We start from the raw sequence: 21,246 nt of genomic DNA, 5'->3' as shown, positions 1-21,246 counted from the left end.
AAAGTAAGCCTAATTCATTGAAAGCTGTAAGGATCAATGCAGAATTTACCTAAGTAAAAAATTAGTACCAAGTGACCTTTATTCAAATGTTGATAACGTTCGCTTTAGCTTGTGAATGTTTTAACATCCCATCAAAAAAACACCTACTTTTAGCCAAATACTGTCGATGTAATTTAAGTTTCTGTGACTGCTTTGGTGGCAAATCGGACTATTTATAGTGATAAATAGGCGTCTAAATTAGGTCGGCTTTGTGGCAAACAGACCATTACCCCCTAGACTCATACACCAGTAGATTATGGGCGACGAATATATAGATACATAAAAGTCTATATGACAGAGTGTTTATCCGAGGATGCTTAACACAATGTTAGCTAATGATTTCGGTTATTACCTTTATAGCACCACGATAATCTTTATAATCAAGCGGTATAACATGTACTTGGCCCTGATGTTGTAACACCATTGACGGAAAACCGTTTATAGGTAAAGTACGAGCAAACTGTAACTCTTGCTTAAAAACTTTTGCTAATTTTTCTGAACTGAAATCAGCAGAAAATTTTTCAGCATCAAGCCCCAACTCAGTCGCTAACAGAAGATGTGTTTCAGTATCTGAAGGGTTTTTGGCTTTTAAATAATAAGCCTCTTGTATAGCCGCTATCATTTTATCTTCTGCATTCTGCCATCGCGCAGCAATGACAGATCGACAAGCGGGATAAGTTGATCTACGCGGTGTGTTTTGCTGCCAAAAGTCGTGATTAAATTGAGTGCCAAGCATTCCTTCAATTTTTTTCCAGTAACCACCTATCGCTTGCTGTTGATCTAGTGGCATAGCTTTGTCACTGTCTGGTGCAAGACCGCCTACCACATTCTTTACCGCCACTGATTCTGGTAAAGCTGCTTGTAAGTGCTCCCATTGAGGGCGATGTCCCCAGCACCAACTGCACATTGGGTCATGTACATAAAATAAAGTTGAATCAGACATTAGTTACTCCTAGGCAATAACAATACAAATGATCTAAATTAAGAACGCTAACTTTTATTCGTGCTAATACTCCCTTGGTGCGTAAAGCTAAATAAGCCCCATAAAATATCAAACGACAACTTTGTGATTATATAGCGGACATCAATTTATTAGTTATAATGGCGCCCATATACGCCATAGAAACCTCTAATCAATTTATCCCACTACAGACCTAAAACTACCCGAAAAGGGTTAATAAGGATATTAAGGTATGGATGTTATTATCCTTAAAAGTTAATCAATTTAAAAGTATCATTTATTCGTTAGCTATTAACCGGTATCACTTGCCAAATTTGCTTAGGTATTTTGCTAACCGTTTAAAGCTCAGCAATCCGAGCTTTCATTCGTTCAATTCGTCGTGGGTCTTGTTCACTCGCTATCAATTTAGTTAATATCACTACCTGCGCCTTTTTAAGCGCATCTTCACCTAGTACTTTAATATCAGGGGTTACGCCGGTACCTTCCCAGTTTGTTTGAGTTATTGGGCTGATGCCTCGAGCGGTAGGTAAAAATAGATTGAAATGCTCATTTAGTCTCACCGTGTCGCCAGAGTTTGCTGCTCCTGCGCTAATTTCACCGATCAAAGTGGCACGGTTGAGGTTTTTCATCGTGTAGCTGAAGTCCTCAGCAGCTGAAAAACTGTTTTTATCGATTAGAATATATACATCTTTTTCTTCGCCAAAACGTTGTCCTTCAACATAATCACTGCTCCAATGTTGATCTATGCGATTGCCTTCGCGTTTAACCATATCGAGTAAATGAGTACGTTGGTTTAATAGGTAACTGGCAAGCAATTGCACCGTTTGTTCGTTACCGCCGAAATTACCTCTAAGATCAATTATCAAGCTATCGGTGTTATTAAGTAGATTCATCGCAGAGGCAAGCAATGGCCCAACTTCTTTCACAGGGCCAAATGCAGTTAATTTCAAATAACCCATATTGAATTTTATTCGTTCAATTTTTTCGATGCCAAAGTTATGTGCACGCCACATTTCCATTTCAAATGCTGCTCTAGCCTCTTGTGCTTTTGGGTCACTGCTAACTGGAATTATTTCGTCACTGAACTCTACCTGCAGATGTTTATCACCGGCTGCCAGTTGTAAATGTTCAGTGAGTGTTTTAGCAAACTCATTAGCATCGTCAATGTCTTGATATTCATTTTTTTGTTGGCGGCTGCGCAATTTCTCCGCTACTTTTACTGCCTTTATTGGGAAAACATAGCCCTGTTCCAGTTCATTAATAATCGAGGTTATAACTTGCATCCTTGAGTTCTTATCTAAGGTATATGTCGGCTCGTTGGCCATTGTCGTAAACGCCAATAAAAGTGAACCACAAGCTATGGCTATTATTGAGCTAATACTTTTTGTCTGGCGAGTTTTGTTAATCATTGAGTTTTTCACAGTAGATCCTATTTGCGAGTAAAATTAAATCAAAGCTGGTCATGATTGATTCGTGAATACAAAGTTCATGGCAGTTAGAAGATGAAGAAAAGTATATAAATCCGAGTTCACCCTAATATTTTTTTATTGTCATTTTTTCTTCACTTAAAATTAGCGTATGCTTGCCTGCAATAAATTTTCTGGGCGATTGAATGAAATTAATAAAACTTCCGGACTTTAAAATACGTTATGTGCTCACTAGCATTTTTTACCTTGTTGCTATGGTCACTTTAGTTCAGTCGGTCAATTTTTTGGGTGTAATGTATTGGGGGTTAGACTTTCTTAGTTGGTGGCCACTAGGGCAGGCTAAGCTATTTGGTCTGGGTGGGGTACCTGATTCTATACTTACAGCTATAGTGTCTGGACTTGCAATTGAAATAATGATCCCCGGTTTAGACAGCTATAATGAAACCCATTGGTTAACACATTCAGGTATATCATTAATCACCTCTATGTTATTTCTCACCATTTTGGGCACTCTCCGGCGCATGCTTGTTACAGTAGACGTACAAAAACCCTTTGATTCCGCCAATATTCGCCGGGTTCAATTTATTGTTGTTCTGCTGTTGATTGACGTTTTTGCCCTTGATTATTGGCGTACAGAAAGTATGAAGCCACTTAAAGAATTAGTAAATCAAGTGAGCGGGCCTTTGGTGGGAACAGATAGTAGTTATCAAAACGCAGATGCCTATGCCTATATATTACTTTTGTTGTTATTAACGTTATTAACCATTTTTCGTCGTGGTGTTGTTTTACTCCAACAACAAAGTGATCTGGAAAAACAGTTGTATCAAAAACAAAAACTTGAAGCGGTAGGTACTTTAGCCAGCGGAATTGGTCATGACTTTAACAATATACTTACTTCAATTATCGGCTACGCTGAACTAGCAAAAACAGAACCCAAAAAAGAAGATATTCAATTTGCACTTGATCGAGTGTTAGACGCTTCATATCGGGCAAAACGATTAACACAGCAAATAAGGGCTATAGGCGGGCAACAGAAATTTTCTGATCAAGAAGAATTAATCGATCTAAAAGACGAAGTAAATGAATTGTTGTTATCTATCGCACCGACAATTAGAGATAATATTACGGTATTAAAACAATTCGATAATCTTAACCGTTATGGAATTGTTGCTGATCCAACGAAAATATATCAAGTATTATTGAATCTCTGTACTAATGCCCTACAAGCAATGGCTACAGAGCCTGGTCAACTGGTCATAGATATCTGCGAGCAGAGCTATCTTGAGAAAGCTGGCTATTGTCTGACAATAAAAGACAGCGGTTGTGGCATGAGTCAACAACAACAGCAACAAATTTTTGAACCCTATTTTACCACCAGAAAACAGCTTGGCGGTACTGGGCTGGGGTTATCTTTATGTTATAGCATTGTTGAAGGTTATTCTGGACATATTGATGTTACCAGTGAGTTGAATCAAGGTAGCTGTTTTAGTGTCTGGTGGCCTAAGGCTGATACTATTGAGCAACAAGCTAGAGAAGGTGCTAAAGCTACTCAACTAACGCAAAATAAGCGCATACTGCTACTTGATGATGATAAGTCGGTGTTGACTTTAGTCAAAAGGAGGTTAACGGGACTAGGTTATCAAGTTATAGCCTTTAGTGATTGTAATAAAGCATTAGAGATGTATCGCGGTGAGCCTGAAAAATTTGATTTGGTGGTATCTGATTTAAATATGCCACAAATGACAGGCATACAATTTGCCAACAAGGTACAAGCCATATCTACCGAACAACCCGTAATTATTATCACAGCAACACCTGAGCTAGTTAAGAGTGAACAAGGGCTAGCGATAATTAACGATGTCGTATCCAAACCCATTGCATTTAGCGAATTACATACCGCTATTCAAACGGTATTTGTTGGGAAAAGTTTGGTTAAGTAAGCGAAGAACTTACCTTACTAAGTAACCGAAGCAGAGAAGCGGTAACCGATCCCTGATACTGTCTCTAGGTGTTTCCCGGCCTCGCCGAGCTTTTTTCGCAACTTATAGATTTGGTTATCGATGGCGCGATCCGCTATGTAGTAATTTTCTCCTTTGCTGTGATAAATAATACTATCTCGCGAAAATACACGATTGGGAGATGACATTAATAAATACAGAATATCAAATTCCATTTTCTGAAGGGGAATATGTTCACTATGTAAAGTAACGTGCCGAGTGGGTACATCAATAGTAACGCCAAAGGATGAAAGCCGTTCAGTGGTTACCGGTTCAGGCAGTCCAGACAGACGCCTCAAATTCGCTTTTATCCTAGCGACAAGAAGGCGAGGATTAAAGGGTTTAGCAATATAGTCATCAGCAAAACTTGCCAGACCTTTTTCTATATCGCTGACATCTATTTGATCGGTTAACATAATAATCAATGGCATTTTATTAGCGTGATTTCGTTGTAAACATTCACAAAATTGATAGCCATTGATCCCAGGGAGTTCAATATCAAGGAGGATTAAATCAGGTTTTTCTTGCATACAATGAGATAATGCAGCTTCTGCACTCGCAACACCTATTACAGAATATTCCTCTTTTTCTAGGATATAAAGTAGCATTTCTCGGATATGTTCGTCATCTTCAACAATTAATATATTACTCATTAGTCCCATTCTGATTTAGTTCGCAGCTCTTGCATTGGTCACATATAGATATTCAACAAGGCGTATTAGCTCAATGTATCCATTAAATAGTGAAAGGAGCTAACATTTGACGTTAATTATTTTTATTTCGCGTATTGAAGTTTACAAAATTCGGTAGTAGAAAACCAAAAGTATTTTAATTAAGTTTGGGTTTTATACTATCCAGATAATATTGAAGTATCTCACATAAAATAAACTCAATTCCCTAATCAGCTATGTTTTTGGCACTAACTTTTATTCGTACTAACATTTCCGTGGTGCGTAGTGGTGACGTTAGCTATTAGCTGCTCCTTAGGTCAAATGAACGCTATAAGTGAGTATTTCTGGCTGGTTTACAAAGAGAACACTTTGCGAAATGGAAGGTTATCTTTAATTATTTGATTTTGTTGTATTTGTGTCGTAAATTGAATAATCTGCAGGCTTCATAATTTAACGGATTAAACTCGTGATAAATTCAAAAAATATTGCTCTATCTATTACAACTCTTTTATTAATTATTCTAGCGGGCTGTAGTTCAAAGCCTGATTTGAATTCAGAATCTTTATCTTTGTCTACTGCTCGATATGGTCATGCTGCTGTAAATGATGGTAGTAAGATATATGTGCTGGCGGGTGCGAACAAATCAGGTTTTCTTTCAGATATTGAGATAATTGAACCGTTATCAGGAAAAAAAGAGGTTCTAAAAAATAGGTTAATACCAAGGCGATATTTTTCAGCAGTTTGGGATGGAAAGCATTCAATTTATATATTAGGTGGAGTAAGTATTGAGGACAAAAAATTTAGATATGAAAAGAGAGTCGAAGTATTTAATACGATCACACATGAAGTTAGCTTTGCACAACCGCTTCCCGCACCAACACGTATCAATAGTGCAGTATTTTTAAATGGAAGTGTTTTTGTTTTTGGTGGCGGATATCCTAGTAAAAGGCAGATAAAAGCTAGTCCGATTGTGGCCGTCTTAAACATAGCTCAAAAAAAGTGGGTGCGAGCTGCTGATATGCCGACAGCGAAAACGACAAGAGCAGTGGTTAGAGACGGTTTAATATATGTTGTTGGAGGGTATGATCGAACTTCTTCGCTTGATGTCTTTGAACGATTTGATCCACAGTTGAATAAATGGGAATCGCTTCCTACTATGCCTGAAGGAATTAGCGCTCACTCCCTCACTATTGTCAAAGATAAATTATTTGTTTTTGGGAATTACAATAATTTGAATTCTACTTATTCTTATGATTTTCTAACGCATGAGTGGGAGTTGATTGATATTGGTTATAAGGCCAGTAGACATAATGCAACAACGACATTAGGTGATACTACCTATGTGATAGGGGGAAATACTGGTGGGAAAGGACCTTTTCTTGATTATATACAAGTATTTAACTTGTGATATGTAACTATAGTAGTAAATATAATTCAAACTACTGCTATATTTTGAGTTCGTAATTTTAGTCAATTATACAGGATAATATTTCCGTTAATTTTTTTGGATATCAAGCAGAGTAAAACGCCTGTCAGTGCCATTATAAAAACTCTTGTGACTAATTTTTTACTGGTTAATCTGATATGTAAGCTCTCGTTTTCTAAGTTATCGTTAGCAGAAATAATCTATATAACATAAAAGGACAGCTTTGTGGCATTAGTGATTGGATCCGCAGATGAGTTTCACCTATTGTTCAATTAAACATATAAGCAAGATGTTAAAATTTATAATTGCGTGTAGCCTTTCTTATTATTTATGACGTTCCACATTGGTAAATATAATAACTTTTATCAACGATACCATGACTTTACTAGGCGACATTTTAATTTATGCTAAAGCTGATTAAGTTTTAAGTTTATTGTATGGATAAGTCGAAAAGGTTGCTCTAGTCTGTATTTTTTCAAGGCAGAAGATAAGGCTATTCACATTTCACTCGATAATTAAGTAAACGAAATAGTCGTTATCCTCTAATAATAAAGCGCTATCGTTTTTTGATAAATATACTGGTGGTTAACGCTGGAACAGAAAAACTGTTTTCATTGCCGCTACTTTGTTTAACAACTGTATCAACGCCATTTCTTTGAATTGGGTGTAATTGATATTGCTCAGCTTCTTTAAAGTTGATTGTTTTCTCTGCTGTGCTGGTATTGAAAATAACGACAAGCGCTGAAATATCAGCGTCTAATTGCTGAGATTTATCTGAATCATCAATACTCATGACAATTAAGCCGATTTGTTGTTCCTTACCGGTATTGTGAAACTTCACCCGCTTTATTATCTGTTCACTGTTGGTGAGTCTAAACAGCGGTGTACTCATTCGCAGGCTAATAAATGTTTTAAAGACCTCGCTACTCAATTCAATATCGCTTGGGCTAACTATATCTCGGCCTTCATTATTTGCTCGTAATTTTTTGATCAATGGCCAGTTTGCTTGGTCTTTATCTGCAGGCGGTAAACCGACATTATAATTATTGGTTTGTTTGGTAAAATCAACTTTATTAAACCAATCACCGTAGTCGTAGCTGTCGCGTAAAAATGACTTTGAACGCAAAAATTCAGAACCCATGTGTAAGAATGGAATGCCTTGCGCAAAAATTGGAAAGGCCAGTGATTGTAAGTGAATGCGAACACGGTCTTTAGTTGAAGTACTGTAAGGTAAGCGGTATTGGTTATTGTCCCACAATGTTTGATTATCGTGTTTTGACACATAATTTATGGTATCGGCAGGGTCTAATGCATAACCTGTTGGTTGATCGCCATAAGGAATTTTTTTACCAGTAACGTTTTCATTTTGGGCATTTTCTAAAGGAAAATCAGCTAAATTACCCGCTAAGCCAATACGTAATTGGTCAGCTGAAAGCAGGTAATCACTTCTTGATTTTTCATGGTTAACTAACTCATTAGGTAATGTGCCTAAACCGCTGCCAATACCTTGGCTTTTGCGAATATCATCGCCGCTGGCGCTAAAAGCACCACCGCGAACAGCGTCGCGCAACCTGTCAGTAAAAGTACCAATTTGTGTGCCGCCCAGCTCTAACTGGCTTGCTTGCATAAAGCGCTGGTTATTTGCAACTTCACCAAAATTCCAACCTTCTCCATAAAAGTAAGTATCGCTATCAACGCCTTGAACTGCTTTTCTTGCTTTTAGCATGGATGACTTAGGCTGATGTGCCATAAGGTCAAAGCGGAAGCCGTCAATTTTGTAGTCTCTTGCCCAAACAATTAATGAGTCTGTCATTAACTTTTCCATCATAACGTTTTCTGTAGCGGTGTTATCACAGCAGGTCGACTGTGCTATTTCCCCCGTAATAGGGTCAAGGCGATGATAATAATTAGGTACAATTTTATCAAGTACTGCGGTTGGCTCTAAGCCTGCTTGATGCGTATGGTTATAGACCACGTCCATTATTACGCGAAAGCCTAAATTATGAATACTTTGTACCATTTGACGAAATTCAATAATACGTGCTGAGCCTTCAGGGTTCTGCGCGTAACTGCCTTCGGGAACCGTATAATGGAAAGGGTCGTAGCCCCAATTGTAATTGTCAATTTCTCTCATCGAACTGACTATCGCTTGGCGCTCTTGTGTTGCTAAAGGGAGTGTTTCTAAATATTCTCGTATCGTCATTTTTTGATCACCGAGAATACAAAGCTGATGCTGTGGCACGATTTGGCAAAGTTTGCTAATAGGATCATTTAGATCAATAACTTGTGATTCATCTTCGTTAACGGTGCCAATATCAAAGGTGGGTAGCAAGTGAATATTGTTAATACCCGCTTTTTGTAGTGCTTTAAAATGTTTGATACCCGCGCTATTTTTTTCGCTGAAAGCGGCATATTTACCACGTACTTTAGGGGATGAAAGTTTTGGGTCGTGAGCACTAAAATCACGAATGTGCGTTTCGTAGAAAATATTATCTTCAGGATTCTTAATTAAAACGTCTTGTTGTGAACTCCATCCGTTAGGTTTGTTTTTTGAATCGTCTAAGTCGATAACATGTGAATACTCACTATTCGTTGAAAGACTTAAAGAATATGGGTCTGTGGTTGTTAATGTTTCAACTTTATCGCTAGCAGGGTGGTATGTGTTGAGTTGATATTGGTAATAGACTTCTTGTTGAATATTTGATATTTCACCCGACCAAATACCAGTATTGGTGTTTTCGCTAAGAGATATTATATCAGTCGCTTGCTTGTCTTCATTAAATATTAGTAACGTCACCTGCTTTGCGGTTGGTGCCCAAAGTGCAAACTTAATGAGATTTTTATTGACCGTAGCACCTAAATTTTTAACTTCATCGGCGTCGTTACTTTGTGAGGTAAACAATACATCTAATAATTGTGCGGTTTGTACGTGTGCGATGTGTTTTGAACTTATGTTGTCGCTTGAAGAACTAACGTAAACTTTATTTTTAAGCCACTTTTTAATTTTATCATCAGTAAGTTTTACTTCAAATAGGTTGAAAGACCTTAAATGCTTGGGGATACGCAAATGATTTATTTCTCCTATGAAGGGCGTAAGTGCGACTTGTTCAATATGTTCACCGTCTTCAAAGGTAAGGTTGTGTTGTTGATGTAAATTATTTTGGGGCAATAATATCAGTTTTGGGCTTAGCCAATGTGCAGAAAAGTCTTGAGTGGTACTATTTACAAGAAGGGCAACAGGTTTTGTTTTTTTGTTGCTTTGAATCGTATCTGTATTATTACTATCATTATGCGTTAAGTTTTGCTGAGAATATATTGTCTTTTGACCACTATAAAAGCAGCCGCTTACTAATATGGCTATTAAGGTTATTAAAGTAAAATATAGATATTTTTTAAGGGGGAACAATAAATAATTGGGCATAATTATCAGTAATTAAATGAATGATTGGAGTAATCTACTCAGCTACAGAAACTTTAAACAGATAAACATGATGTTTACATACGTATTCAAAGCAAATAAGCTTTTGGGAAGTATAATTTTGTTTGCATGGCAATATTAACGATGGCTCGAAACGATGAGATATTTCCTTGGCTAAGGTAAAAGAATGAGATAAAGATTACCGTTATTTTAATTATTACCGCTTAAAGTCAATCAATGTCAGAATTACTATAATTAAAGGGCTTGTTTTTAGAGGAGTCTCCTTATAAATAACCATTCTTATCATTACTTGTGAACGAATAGCTTAGCTATTGAGCTTTGAATACGTATGCATCGATTTATTGCTGTGTGAATACGTATGCATAAGGTATTCATCCCATTGTAAGCCCTCTATATTGAGATGTCTGCAAATCAAGCAGAACAAAATAAAAGCAATTACATCAGTTATACAAACTGAGAAAAACATAAGTTCGGATGGAATTTGGGAGATACCATACAATGTTAAAGTTTAATCCAAGTAAAGTAACCATAGCAATAATTTCTAGTGGTTTGATGGCACTAAGCTCATCAGCCTATGCAGTTGAAGAAACAGATAAAGAAAAAGTAAGTGAACAAGAAATAGAAGTTATTACAGTAACGGGTATTCGAGGTAGTTTACAAAGAGCTCAAGCGATTAAAATGAGCACCAATTCAATTGTCGAAGTTATTTCTGCAGAAGATATTGGCAAGCTACCTGATACAAGTGTTGCTGAATCGCTTTCGCGATTACCAGGTGTTACAGGTGAGCGTCGAAATGGTCGAACAAGTGGCTTATCGGTGCGTGGCTTTAATGAAAACTATATTGGTACTTCACTCAATGGCCGCGAACTATTGGGTATGGGCGATAATCGAGGTGTAGAATTCGATTTATACCCCACAGAAATAGTTTCAAACATCGTCGTCTATAAAACGCCAGAAGCAGGGCTTATTTCACAAGGCATCGGCGGTACAATTGATTTACAGACAATCAGTCCACTGTACTCAGACCCAACAATGACTTTTAATGCCAACATTGAGCAAAATGAAAAAGATGCTGCTAACCCTGATTACGATAATGATGGGCACCGTTTGTCATTTAACTTTGTCGATAAGTTTGCTGATGATACTTTAGGTTTAGCGCTTGTTTTATCAACACAAGAAACGCCTCGTCAAGAAGAGAATTTTCGCGCCTGGGGTTATGCTGATACACCAGAAGGTGACAAAATTTTAGGGGGGCATGACTCTTTTGCTCGTTCAGCATTGATGGAACGTGACTCAATTGCAGCTGTTATTGAATATGCTCCAAATGACAAACTAAAAATTCAACTTGATGCATTATACATCGATTTTAAAGAACATGATGTAAGACGTGGTTTAGAAGAAGGCGGTCCTGTGTGGGGCGGTGTAAATTACACAGCAACAAATACTGAAGATGGTTTGGTAACCTCTGGTTACTGGGATGATTTTCATTCTGTTGTGCGTAATGATGCCAGAACACAAGAATCTACATTAACCACTTTTGGCTTAAATGTTGAGTATGCATTAAATGAAAATTGGACAGTTGAAACAGATTTATCTATTGGTGATGTTGAAAAGTCTATTATCGATTTAGAAAGTTATTCGGGTACAGGACGCGCAGGTGTTGATGGACGTCCATCTGCAGCTCGTTCATGGGAAATGACCTCTACAGGAGTAATGTTTAGTGACCATCCTACACTTTCAGGGGTTGATTACACAGATGAAAGCTTAATACGTCTTGCCGGCCCTCAGTCTTGGGGTGCACCTGTTATCGGTGGTGATGCACAAGATGGTTTTGTTAACCGTCCTGAATTTGAAGAATCCCTTGATAGTATTCGTTTTCAAGTAAAAGGTGTTGTTGATTATAGCCTTGTTCGTGGTGTTGAATTAGGTGTTGTTTATTCTGAACGAGAAAAAATTAAAATTAATGAAGGTGACTATTTAACATCTCCAGAATACCCTAGCGATGGACCTATTCCTAATGTGTTAGGCGTAACTGATTTAAGCTTTATTGGTATTAACGGTGTTCTCGCTTACGACAGTATAGATTTGTATAACAGTGGTTATTATAAGGCTACAGAAGCATCTTTAGTACAAACCGATCGTTTAGGTGATACGTACAAAGTTGAAGAAGAAACGCTAACACTTTATGCTAAATTAAATTTAGAAGCTGAACTTGGTGATGTCTATATGACAGGTAACTTTGGTTTACAGTACGTTGATGTTGACCAGGGCGCTTCAGGGTTTTCTACCGTAGAAAATACAGAAGCTTACGTTGTTGCAACGCCGGTAACTGATGGCGCATCTTATTCAGATATATTACCTACTTTAAATTTAAGCTTTGAGGTTGCTGAGAACCAATTTATTCGTACAGCAATGGCTAAGGTTATTAGTCGTCCTCGCATGGATGATATGCGCCCTAATGCACGTGCAACCTTTGCTTATAATGATAACCAAATTCAAAGTAGCGATCCTGAAAATGGTCCATGGTCAGGTAGTGCAGGTAATAGTCAATTAAAACCTTATGAAGCCAATCAGTTTGATCTTTCTTATGAAAACTACTTTTCAGACGATGGCTATTTCGCAGCTACTTTTTTCTACAAAGACTTAAAGAACTGGCATCGTGGCAATCGTGAATTAACTGATTTTTCTGATGTATATATTGCTGATTTACATAAAGACAGTAATGGTGATGCACCTAAAACACTTACTGGGTACGTTGATACCAATACTGATGGCTTTGAAGGATTTGTGCGCGGCTATGAATTGCAAGCAAGTATGCCATTTCGTTTAGTCCATGAATCACTCGACGGTTTTGGCTTAGTCGTTAGTGCTACTTTCTTAGATGGTAAATTAGATGCCACAGAAACGACAGACGAGGGAAGAATTCCGGGTCTATCAGAAGAGAGTTATTCATTAACAGCATATTACGAACGTAATGGTTTTGAAATTCGTATTGCGGGTACCAAGCGTGATAATTTCTTAACAGAAACACGTGGTGGTAGTTTGTCTTTAGTTGAAACGGATGATTTAGGTGCTGAAATTTGGGATGCACAAATTAGCTACGATTTTGCAGAATCGGGTATTGAATCGTTAAAAGGTTTACGTGTCACACTACAAGCACAAAATATTACTGATGAAGATACTATTCAAGCAGAAGCGCTTGATGCGAGACAGATTAAGTCTTATCAATCATTTGGTGCTAATTATTCGTTAGGTATAAACTATAAATTTTAGATGAATATTATTTAAAATTTACCGTTAATATAAAGCCTGCCCTTGTGGGCAGGCTTTTTTTATAGCGACATTAATCAATATTACGAGGAAGTTGACGTGAGTCATGCTATTAAAAAAGTTGTGATACTTGGTGGAGGCACCGCAGGTTGGGTCTCAGCTGCTCTACTTAAAAAGTTATTGGGTGGTGCCATTAGTATTGAATTAGTTGAATCCGAAAATATTGGCACTATTGGTGTTGGTGAAGCGACTATTCCCCCTATTCAACACTTAAATAACGTATTAGGTATTAACGAAGTAGAATTTATTAGAGAAACAAAAGCTACCATAAAATTAGCGATTAAGTTCGAACATTGGAAAACGCAAGGGCATAGTTACTACCATAGTTTTGGTGCAGTGGGGAAAAGCCCCGCATTCTGTCATTTTCATCATCTTTTAAAACGTGATAATCAGTTAGAAAACGGTGATCATCTTTGGCAATACGATCTTAATTATTTATGTGCTGAAGCGGGTAAATTTGCCAAGATTAATAGCAAGGATCCTATTCTAGATATGCCTTATGCTTATCATTTCGATGCGGGTTTATATGCAAAGTTTTTGCGTAAGATCAGTGAAAAAATGGGGGTAGTTAGAACAGAAGGGATAGTTGAACAGGTTAAGCAATGCAATGAATCTGGATTTATTCAAGCACTAAAACTAAAAAGTGGCCGAGAAATAACAGGTGACTTTTTTATTGATTGCTCAGGTATTGCGGCGCTTCTAATTCAAAAGAAACTGAATACCGGTTATGAAGATTGGAGCCATTGGTTACGATGTGACCGCGCTATTGCTGTACCTTCAGAGCGAGCTGATACAACGCTAAATTATACCCGATCTATTGCTCATGAAAGTGGCTGGCAATGGAGTATTCCTTTACAGCATCGTAATGGTAATGGTTTAGTTTATAGCAGTAATTATTGCTCTGAAGATAAAGCTATGGATTTATTAATGAGTAACCTTGATGGTAAAGCTATTGCTGACCCTAAAGTTATAAAATTTCAAACAGGTAGACGTTACAAACAATGGAACAAAAATGTTGTAGCTGTTGGACTATCGAGTGGTTTTCTTGAGCCTCTTGAGTCAACCAGCATTCATTTAATTCAATCAGCCGTTGTTCGTTTGGTGCATTTATTTCCACATCACGGTGTCGATGACACACTCGTGACGGAATATAATAAGCAATCAGCAGTAGAATATGATCAAATAAAAGACTTTCTTATTTTGCATTATCATGTAAATCAGCGTGAAAACAGTGATTTTTGGCGTGATATGCGCAACATGGATATTCCAGATAGTCTTCGTCATAAAATCGAAATTTTTAAAGAAAATGGTCGATTGTTCAGAGACCAAAATGATCTCTTTCTTGAAAACTCATGGCTACAAGTCATGATAGGACAAGGTATTGTGCCGCAAGATTATCACCCACTTGCAAATAATATGTCTTTAGCACAACTACAAGCGACCTTAAAAAAAATCAAAGAAATAAAGCAAGAACCAATTAGTAAATTACCAAGTCATGATGATTTTTTAAAACATATTATGAAAATGTAAAGTAGAGATAACTGTTGGCCTTACCCATAATGTGGCTTTGAATACGTATGCAGGTACTTGCTGGCAATCAGGCAAGGAAGTAACGTGGCTAGATAATGAGTAGCTATTTAATATATTTTACTCGTGTCTATTTGAAAAGAGTCAATTAAGTCATGTTAGCTATTCAAAAAAATCTCAGTAAATCTTTTTATATGCTTTTGAGCTTACCCGCTACTGCGATGGGTTTTGCTTTGTCAGTGCAAATATCTGCACTGAGTTGGATATTAATCACTCAATACGGGTTAGATATTCATCAGGTCGGTTTAGTGTGGGCGGCAGGGCCCATTGCGGGGATTTTAGGCCAAGTTATTGTCGGCATTATCAGTGACAATGTTTGGTTTTGGAATGGTCGTCGTCGTCCATTTATTCTCATTGGTGGTGTCTTGGCCGGTATGATGCTGCTGGCTTTACCCAATATTGATATTGTCTCTTCAACACTTGGCATCTCAGGATTGTTAGGTGTAGCGATTGCCGTAGCGTTAACCTTAGATTTGTCGATTAATATCAGTTTTAACCCAACACGTGCCATTATTGCTGATGTAACTCCTGAGGGAGATGCTCGCACTAAAGGTTATACCTGGATGCAAACGGTGTCAGGTTCTTTTGGTGTATTAGCTTATGCGGTTGGCGCTACTTGGGGTAACTTTGTACTGATTTACTTAGGCGCGGGGTTAGTGTTCTTTCTATCAATATTTACCCCATTCTTTATTAGTGAACCAAAAAAATTGCTTGTAAGCCAGCATGATATTGTCCAAGAAAAAGTATCGTTCAAGATGGTGTTGTTGAATATCAAACCACTATGGGGTTTTATTGCTTACGATATTTACGCAATGGGATTACAAATTTCAGGTATAAAAATCGACCATTATTGGGCAGAACTTATTGCGGCGATCATCACCTTTTATTTTGTGATTATTACTTTGTTTGCTAAAGAGAATAGTGCAGATAATAGCATTGGTTTTAGAAAGGTATTAGCGGCTCACTCCTTCAGTTGGATTGGTGTGCAGACGATGTTTGTCTTTATCATTGCTTTTCTTCAAGACAAAATGCCAAGTTTGTCAGACGATGATTTAGGTAAAGTTATCGCGATGAGTTTTTTAATTCTCAGTGCTGTTTCAGCTTTACTACCTGCCTTTGTGCTTGAACCCATTTCGAAAAAAATAGGTCGAGTAAAAACCCATACCTATTGCATAACCAGTATGGCTATTGGTTACGGGTTAGTGTCTCTGTTTGGTGACGTTAAAGAAGTACTTTACTTGCTTATGGCGCTTTTAGGGATTGGCTGGTCTGCGATTATCAGTTTACCGTTTGCGATTATGTCTGAAAAAGTCGAACAATCGCGTATGGGTCTATATATGGGATTATTTAACTTGTCGGTAGTATTACCTCAGTTATTAGTCAGCTTAGCGATTGGCTTATTCATCAGTAAAGTTGCAGATAAAAGTTTAGTCTTTCAAATAAGTGCTGTAGCGCTGGCTATTTCAGCGCTGGCGTGGACAAAAGTTAAAGAGCATTCAAAAAACTAATTATTATAAAAATAGTGAAGAAATAGGTTATAAAAGGGCGTATTTCTTTTCCTTTGTGTCGTTCTACACAAGTAATGAGAACTCCTGAACTCTAAAAATCAATAACGATAAGTTAGACATTTCCTCTAATAAGGTTACTCCATTACCATGTTCATCATTTAGAATTTAAAACAATCCCTACAAATTTTCTGGCACATTCTCACATAGAGCCCTATTTTTAACAATTCATTAACTACTAATTCCAATATCAATTTATTAAAAATAATGAGATTTAAAGATTGTTAAATAGAAAGCAGATAGACGCTACTAACGGGTATTTAACTTACGTTTAGATCTTTACTTAAATAGCCATATGTATATGAATAGTTATTAGATCCCTTCAGTCTTGTATACCTACAGATATCGAGTGTAATTTTTAAATTAGGATCCTTTATGGAATGAGTGATTATTTCATTGAAGTCATAAAAGTCAATTTTTTATGAGCACAGTTCAGGATATATGACTTATTTCCAACATCAGCTTTGTCGCTTTAGTTTAAATGGTGAAGACAACACTGAACAGTTGCTATTTTATAATTAAAAATTCACATCAACGCTATGACATCTATGCTCCATAGAGAGATAAACATCTCCTTTAATGTCCGCAAAAAACTCATTGTGACTGCTAGGTATATTGATTAGCCTCTTAATTTATGACCGATTACAGCCCAAAAATTTTCGGTATGGTACTAAAACCTTAGGTCTTAAAGTGGCATAAGTGACGACCAAACCAAATTCCCTCATCGGTTATGTTTTTAGCACTACCTTTTTTCATGCTAATGCTCCCTTGACGCACACAGAAGACATTATTATCGCTAAGCCTTGCAATAAAATACCTAATGTATTGGCTATTACACCTATTGAGAACACCCAAATAATACTTTAAAAAATCATTAAATTTTCATTTATGTTACTATACAGGCGAGTTTTATATAGCTCATTTGATAAATTGCCTAACGGCAATCGTGATTTGGTAATGATACTAAATCATTTTTTCTTAGAAAAAGTCTATCAATCGCAATGCCTTAAACTAGCCTGCTTTGCCTGATTTTACTAAAATAAAGACTTAATTATTGGTCGCTCTAATCTTATTTAGGATAAATTATGTTAAACAAAAAACACATTCTCGCACTATCTATTCCCTTACTATTACTTACAGCTTGTGGTGGTAGTGACAGTAGTTCAAATGATGAAACGCCATTACCTAGTTTTTCTCTTGCAGTTAGTGATGCCCCTGTTGATGATCTTTCTGAAGTTGTTGTTTGTTTCAACCAAATAGAACTTAAAGGTGAAACAAATGTTACCTTTACTGTGGGCAATGAAAGCGGCATGATTGCATCGAATGATTCATGTTTAAATAATAATGAAATAATCCCTGATACGGTAGGCATTGATTTACTTGCTTATACAGGAAGTGATTCGATTACTTTAGTTGATGGAATATCTATATCAGCAGGTGATTACACTCAAATGCGTTTAATCATGAGTGACGGATCTTATGGTATAGATGCGCTATCAGGCGAAAAAGTCAGTGTCAGTGTCCCCTCAAACGAACTTAAACTCGATGGTTTTACAGCAACTTTAGGTGGTACGGTTGATTTCACGTTAGAATTTGATTTAAACAAAGCCATGACTAATCCTGTAGGACAAGCGGGCTACTTCCTTAAACCACGGGGTGTTAGATTAGTTAATAATAACGAAGCAGGACATATAGAAGGTAGTGTTTCAGAAACCTTATTGATTAATAACCAATGTACTCCACTTTCAGACCCGTCTTTACGTATTGCTAGTGTTTATTTATATGAAGGTCTAGATTTAGCAATGGATACATTAGCTGATGTTGACGGTGATGAAACCAACCAACCACTTGCAAGTACTTCTGTTACCTTTGATAGTGAACAAACCGCGTATGATTTCGAAATTGGTTTTGTGAACGCGGGTGACTATACCATTGCCGTTAGCTGTGATACCGAAGACGCTCCTGAAGTTGATGATGAGGTAACTTTCATTAGCGCTCAAAATGTGAATGTCGTTGCAGGTAACACTGCCGCACAAGTTAGCTTTGAAGCTCAATAAATTCGATTGAGATGCTCTTATAATAATATAAAGGCATCTCTGATTTTAATTGCACTTGATGAAAATAATTAAATACCGATTAAACCATAAACAATCAGCTAACTATCCTCCTTAGCACAAAAAAGTAATCCTCAATTTGAACGTTAGGAATAAGAAAAATAATTCGAAACCTTATTTCAATGTTAATGCCTAATGACTCGAATGTGGCATTAGTGATCATAAGTACTTAATCACCGATTAGTTATTAGAGCTGTAGGTGAGTATCACATTTTGTTCAGTTACAATCTGTAAACAAGACGTTAAGCTTTCTCATTGCGTGAAGCATTTCTCATTCTTTGTGACGATCTACACTTGTATAGATTTGATAACACTCATTACACTTTATTTTTGTTTAAATATTAGTCGCCTATAGACAAGTCCCCCCTGTTTCAATTATAAAACATGCAACGTTATACTTTAGGAATACACATGAAGGTTTTTCAACACTTAGCTTTACTCATTTTATTAGTCACAACCACTTTTAATGTCAGTGCAGAAATTAATGAAAGCACTACCATTCATGATATTCACCAGCAAATGCAAAGTAAGCAGTTAACCAGTGAACAATTAGTACAATTTTATTTAAAACGTATTGAAGCCTTTGATGATAAAGGTATGAAATTAAATTCAGTTGTACAACTAAATGAAAATGCACTGCAGCAAGCAAAAGCACTTGACCGTTATTTTATTGAAAATGGTTTTAAAGGCAGTTTGCACGGTATTCCCATTCTCCTTAAAGACAATGTTGACACCACAGACGGTATGGCAAATACCGCAGGTTCAGTTGCCTTAGCCAAAAATTTTCCAGAAGATGATGCTTTTTTGGTTAAACAACTTAAAGAGGCTGGCGCTATTATTTTAGGAAAAACCAATTTAAGTGAATGGGCAAATTTCCGTTCAACAGCTTCGTCAAGTGGATGGAGCGGCTTATATGGGCAAAGTAGAAACCCTTACGATATAACGACCAGCCCCTGTGGGTCTAGCTCTGGCTCTGGCATTGCTGCTGCTGCAAATTTTGCAACGGTGACTATTGGTACTGAAACTGATGGCTCGGTTACTTGTCCAGCTGCCATTAACGGTATTGTGGGGATCAAACCAACATTAGGGACAGTAAGCCGTGACGGTATTATCCCTATCGCTCATAGTCAAGATACTGCGGGCCCTATGGCTAAAAACGTTACAGATGCGGTTATTCTTTTATCTGCAATGGTAAAAGCAGACAAAGATGATCAAGACGTTGTGTCTTCAAATATAGATTATTTATCGCACTTAAAGCTTGATGGTGTAAAAGGTAAACGTATCGGTATTGCACGCAATTTAATGGGCTATCACAAAGGGCTAGACAAGGTGTTTAGTCAGGCAGTTCTAGACCTTAAAAAGCAAGGTGCGGTGATCGTTGACAACGTTAACTTTGAAAATAAAGCTCAATGGGGTGATGCGGAATTTGAAGTGCTTCTTTACGAGTTTAAAGACGAACTTAATAAGTATCTCGCTAAAACTGCACTCGGGATACCCAAATCGCTGAGTGAACTGATTGAGTTCAATATAAAAAATGCTAATGTTGAAATGAAATATTTTGGACAAGAAATATTTTTAATGGCACAAGCTAAAGGGAGTATTACGGAAAAAAATTATCTGGAAGCACTCGAAAAAGCGAAGCGACTAACACAAGAAGAAGGTATTGATGCTTTGCTTGAAAAGCACAACCTCGACATGATAATTGCTCCAACTACGGGGCCCGCATGGAAAACTGACTGGATAAATGGAGACCATTACTTAGGTGCTGCATCTTCTGCAGCCGCAATTTCAGGCTATCCCCATATAACGATACCTATGGGGTATGTTCATGGTTTACCTGTGGGTTTATCAATGTTTTCTGGCAAATTAAAAGAGGGAACATTGATTGAGGCTGCTTTTGGTTATGAACAAGCAACTAAACATCGTGTTGCACCAAAACTGCAGTAATTTATATATTATAAAATTAATGACACTTGTTGAATTAAATTTTGGCAAAGTGCGGTCTATAGAGTTTATAACAAAAAATTATTCATAAAAGAGTTTATAAAAGCCATGATTCATAATACAAAATCTATATTTTTCATGTCGGTAGTTGCCATATTGCTATTGCCGATTATTTTTATTAAAGCGGCATTTGCACAGCAGATCTCGATAAATGTAGGGCCAACTGTCGGTGACAAAGCTCCCGCGTTAACGGTAATAGATGAGAAAAAAGCAGCGGTTAACATTAAAGATATTGTGGCTGAAAAAGGGCTGATTATTTTATTTTTTCGTTCAGCTGACTGGTGTCCATTTTGTAAACGTCACTTAATAGAATTCAATGAATATGCGGATAAATTTAAAGCTTTAGGTTATGGCGTTGCGGCTATATCTTATGATAATACTGATATTTTGAATAGTTTCTCTCAAGCAAACAATCTTAACTATTCTTTATTATCAGACCAAGGCGCAGCAACGGTAAAAGCTTATGGTATTCTTAATAAAGATTATCAAGTAGGTGATGATAATTATGGCATCCCTTATCCTGGTGTTGTCATTATAAATCCTGCTGGAAACATTGATCATAAATATTTTTTTAAAGGTTATCGCAAGCGTGTGAAGTTCTCTGATTTATTTGAACAGTTAAGCACACGCAATTAAACAGCTAGATTTCCATTTTAAAAAACAGCTATTTTTTATAAAGCACTAAA

Annotated in this window: 12 protein-coding genes; 8 read left to right on the top strand and 4 right to left on the bottom strand. The window is 37.0% G+C overall.

Annotated features, from left to right (window positions below; all coding sequences use genetic code 11):
- Positions 1-367: 367 nt before the first annotated feature.
- Together H4J39_RS00665 and H4J39_RS00660 are read right to left on the bottom strand one after the other, a co-directional pair.
- Positions 368-982: a DsbA family protein gene (locus H4J39_RS00665; protein WP_182225535.1), complete on the bottom strand. Its 615-nt coding sequence runs from the start codon at positions 980-982 to the stop codon at positions 368-370.
- A 356-nt stretch (positions 983-1,338) separates the two neighbouring features.
- Positions 1,339-2,421, bottom strand: a complete 1,083-nt coding sequence (locus H4J39_RS00660) for a S41 family peptidase (protein WP_182225534.1) — start codon at positions 2,419-2,421, stop codon at positions 1,339-1,341.
- Positions 2,422-2,612: 191 nt separating this feature from the next.
- On the opposite strand from H4J39_RS00660, the gene H4J39_RS00655 reads away from it, so the two are divergent.
- The gene (locus H4J39_RS00655; protein WP_182225533.1) at positions 2,613-4,367 is read left to right on the top strand and encodes an ATP-binding protein; all 1,755 of its coding nucleotides are present in this window, start codon (positions 2,613-2,615) and stop codon (positions 4,365-4,367) included.
- 17 nt (positions 4,368-4,384) lie between these two features.
- Here the strand turns inward: H4J39_RS00655 and H4J39_RS00650 are convergent, their stop codons facing one another.
- Positions 4,385-5,077, bottom strand: a complete 693-nt coding sequence (locus tag H4J39_RS00650) for a response regulator transcription factor (protein WP_182225532.1) — start codon at positions 5,075-5,077, stop codon at positions 4,385-4,387.
- 484 nt (positions 5,078-5,561) lie between these two features.
- On the opposite strand from H4J39_RS00650, the gene H4J39_RS19245 reads away from it, so the two are divergent.
- Positions 5,562-6,503: a kelch repeat-containing protein gene (locus tag H4J39_RS19245; RefSeq protein WP_182225531.1), complete on the top strand. Its 942-nt coding sequence runs from the start codon at positions 5,562-5,564 to the stop codon at positions 6,501-6,503.
- Positions 6,504-7,077: 574 nt separating this feature from the next.
- Here the strand turns inward: H4J39_RS19245 and pulA are convergent.
- A complete protein-coding gene (gene pulA / locus H4J39_RS00640) occupies positions 7,078-9,942 on the bottom strand; it encodes a pullulanase-type alpha-1,6-glucosidase (RefSeq protein ID WP_182225530.1) in 2,865 nt (954 codons plus the stop codon).
- 516 nt (positions 9,943-10,458) lie between these two features.
- Here pulA and H4J39_RS00635 point away from each other — a divergent pair.
- The 6 genes from H4J39_RS00635 to H4J39_RS00610 all read left to right on the top strand — a co-directional run bounded on the left by H4J39_RS00635 (position 10,459) and on the right by H4J39_RS00610 (position 21,196).
- The gene (locus tag H4J39_RS00635; RefSeq protein ID WP_182225529.1) at positions 10,459-13,233 is read left to right on the top strand and encodes a TonB-dependent receptor; all 2,775 of its coding nucleotides are present in this window, start codon (positions 10,459-10,461) and stop codon (positions 13,231-13,233) included.
- A gap of 96 nt (positions 13,234-13,329) precedes the next feature.
- Positions 13,330-14,820: a tryptophan halogenase family protein gene (locus H4J39_RS00630; protein ID WP_182225528.1), complete on the top strand. Its 1,491-nt coding sequence runs from the start codon at positions 13,330-13,332 to the stop codon at positions 14,818-14,820.
- A 152-nt stretch (positions 14,821-14,972) separates the two neighbouring features.
- The gene (locus H4J39_RS00625) at positions 14,973-16,385 is read left to right on the top strand and encodes an MFS transporter (protein ID WP_182225527.1); all 1,413 of its coding nucleotides are present in this window, start codon (positions 14,973-14,975) and stop codon (positions 16,383-16,385) included.
- A 1,142-nt stretch (positions 16,386-17,527) separates the two neighbouring features.
- Entirely contained in the window at positions 17,528-18,499 is a 972-nt protein-coding gene (locus H4J39_RS00620; RefSeq protein ID WP_182225526.1) for a DUF4382 domain-containing protein, read from the top strand.
- Positions 18,500-18,967: 468 nt separating this feature from the next.
- Entirely contained in the window at positions 18,968-20,503 is a 1,536-nt protein-coding gene (locus H4J39_RS00615) for an amidase (protein WP_259368706.1), read from the top strand.
- A 105-nt stretch (positions 20,504-20,608) separates the two neighbouring features.
- Entirely contained in the window at positions 20,609-21,196 is a 588-nt protein-coding gene (locus H4J39_RS00610) for a peroxiredoxin family protein (RefSeq protein WP_259368705.1), read from the top strand.
- The last annotated feature ends 50 nt before the right edge of the window (positions 21,197-21,246 follow it).

The sequence above is a fragment of the Colwellia sp. Bg11-12 genome (genome assembly GCF_014076955.1).
In the GTDB taxonomy this organism is placed as follows: domain Bacteria; phylum Pseudomonadota; class Gammaproteobacteria; order Enterobacterales; family Alteromonadaceae; genus Colwellia_A.
Note: the sequence above shows the minus strand (reverse complement) of the source record. Positions and strands in the feature narration are given on the sequence as shown.

Excerpts from the sequence above, each read along its gene's own strand:
- pulA (WP_182225530.1), bottom strand. The coding sequence starts at position 9,942 with ATGCCCAATTATTTATTGTTCCCCCTTAAAAAATATCTATATTTTACT.
- H4J39_RS00620 (WP_182225526.1), top strand. The coding sequence starts at position 17,528 with ATGTTAAACAAAAAACACATTCTCGCACTATCTATTCCCTTACTATTA.
- H4J39_RS00635 (WP_182225529.1), top strand. The coding sequence starts at position 10,459 with ATGTTAAAGTTTAATCCAAGTAAAGTAACCATAGCAATAATTTCTAGT.
- H4J39_RS00615 (WP_259368706.1), top strand. The coding sequence starts at position 18,968 with ATGAAGGTTTTTCAACACTTAGCTTTACTCATTTTATTAGTCACAACC.
- H4J39_RS00610 (WP_259368705.1), top strand. The coding sequence starts at position 20,609 with ATGATTCATAATACAAAATCTATATTTTTCATGTCGGTAGTTGCCATA.
- H4J39_RS00655 (WP_182225533.1), top strand. The coding sequence starts at position 2,613 with ATGAAATTAATAAAACTTCCGGACTTTAAAATACGTTATGTGCTCACT.
- H4J39_RS00625 (WP_182225527.1), top strand. The coding sequence starts at position 14,973 with ATGTTAGCTATTCAAAAAAATCTCAGTAAATCTTTTTATATGCTTTTG.
- H4J39_RS00650 (WP_182225532.1), bottom strand. The coding sequence starts at position 5,077 with ATGAGTAATATATTAATTGTTGAAGATGACGAACATATCCGAGAAATG.
- H4J39_RS00665 (WP_182225535.1), bottom strand. The coding sequence starts at position 982 with ATGTCTGATTCAACTTTATTTTATGTACATGACCCAATGTGCAGTTGG.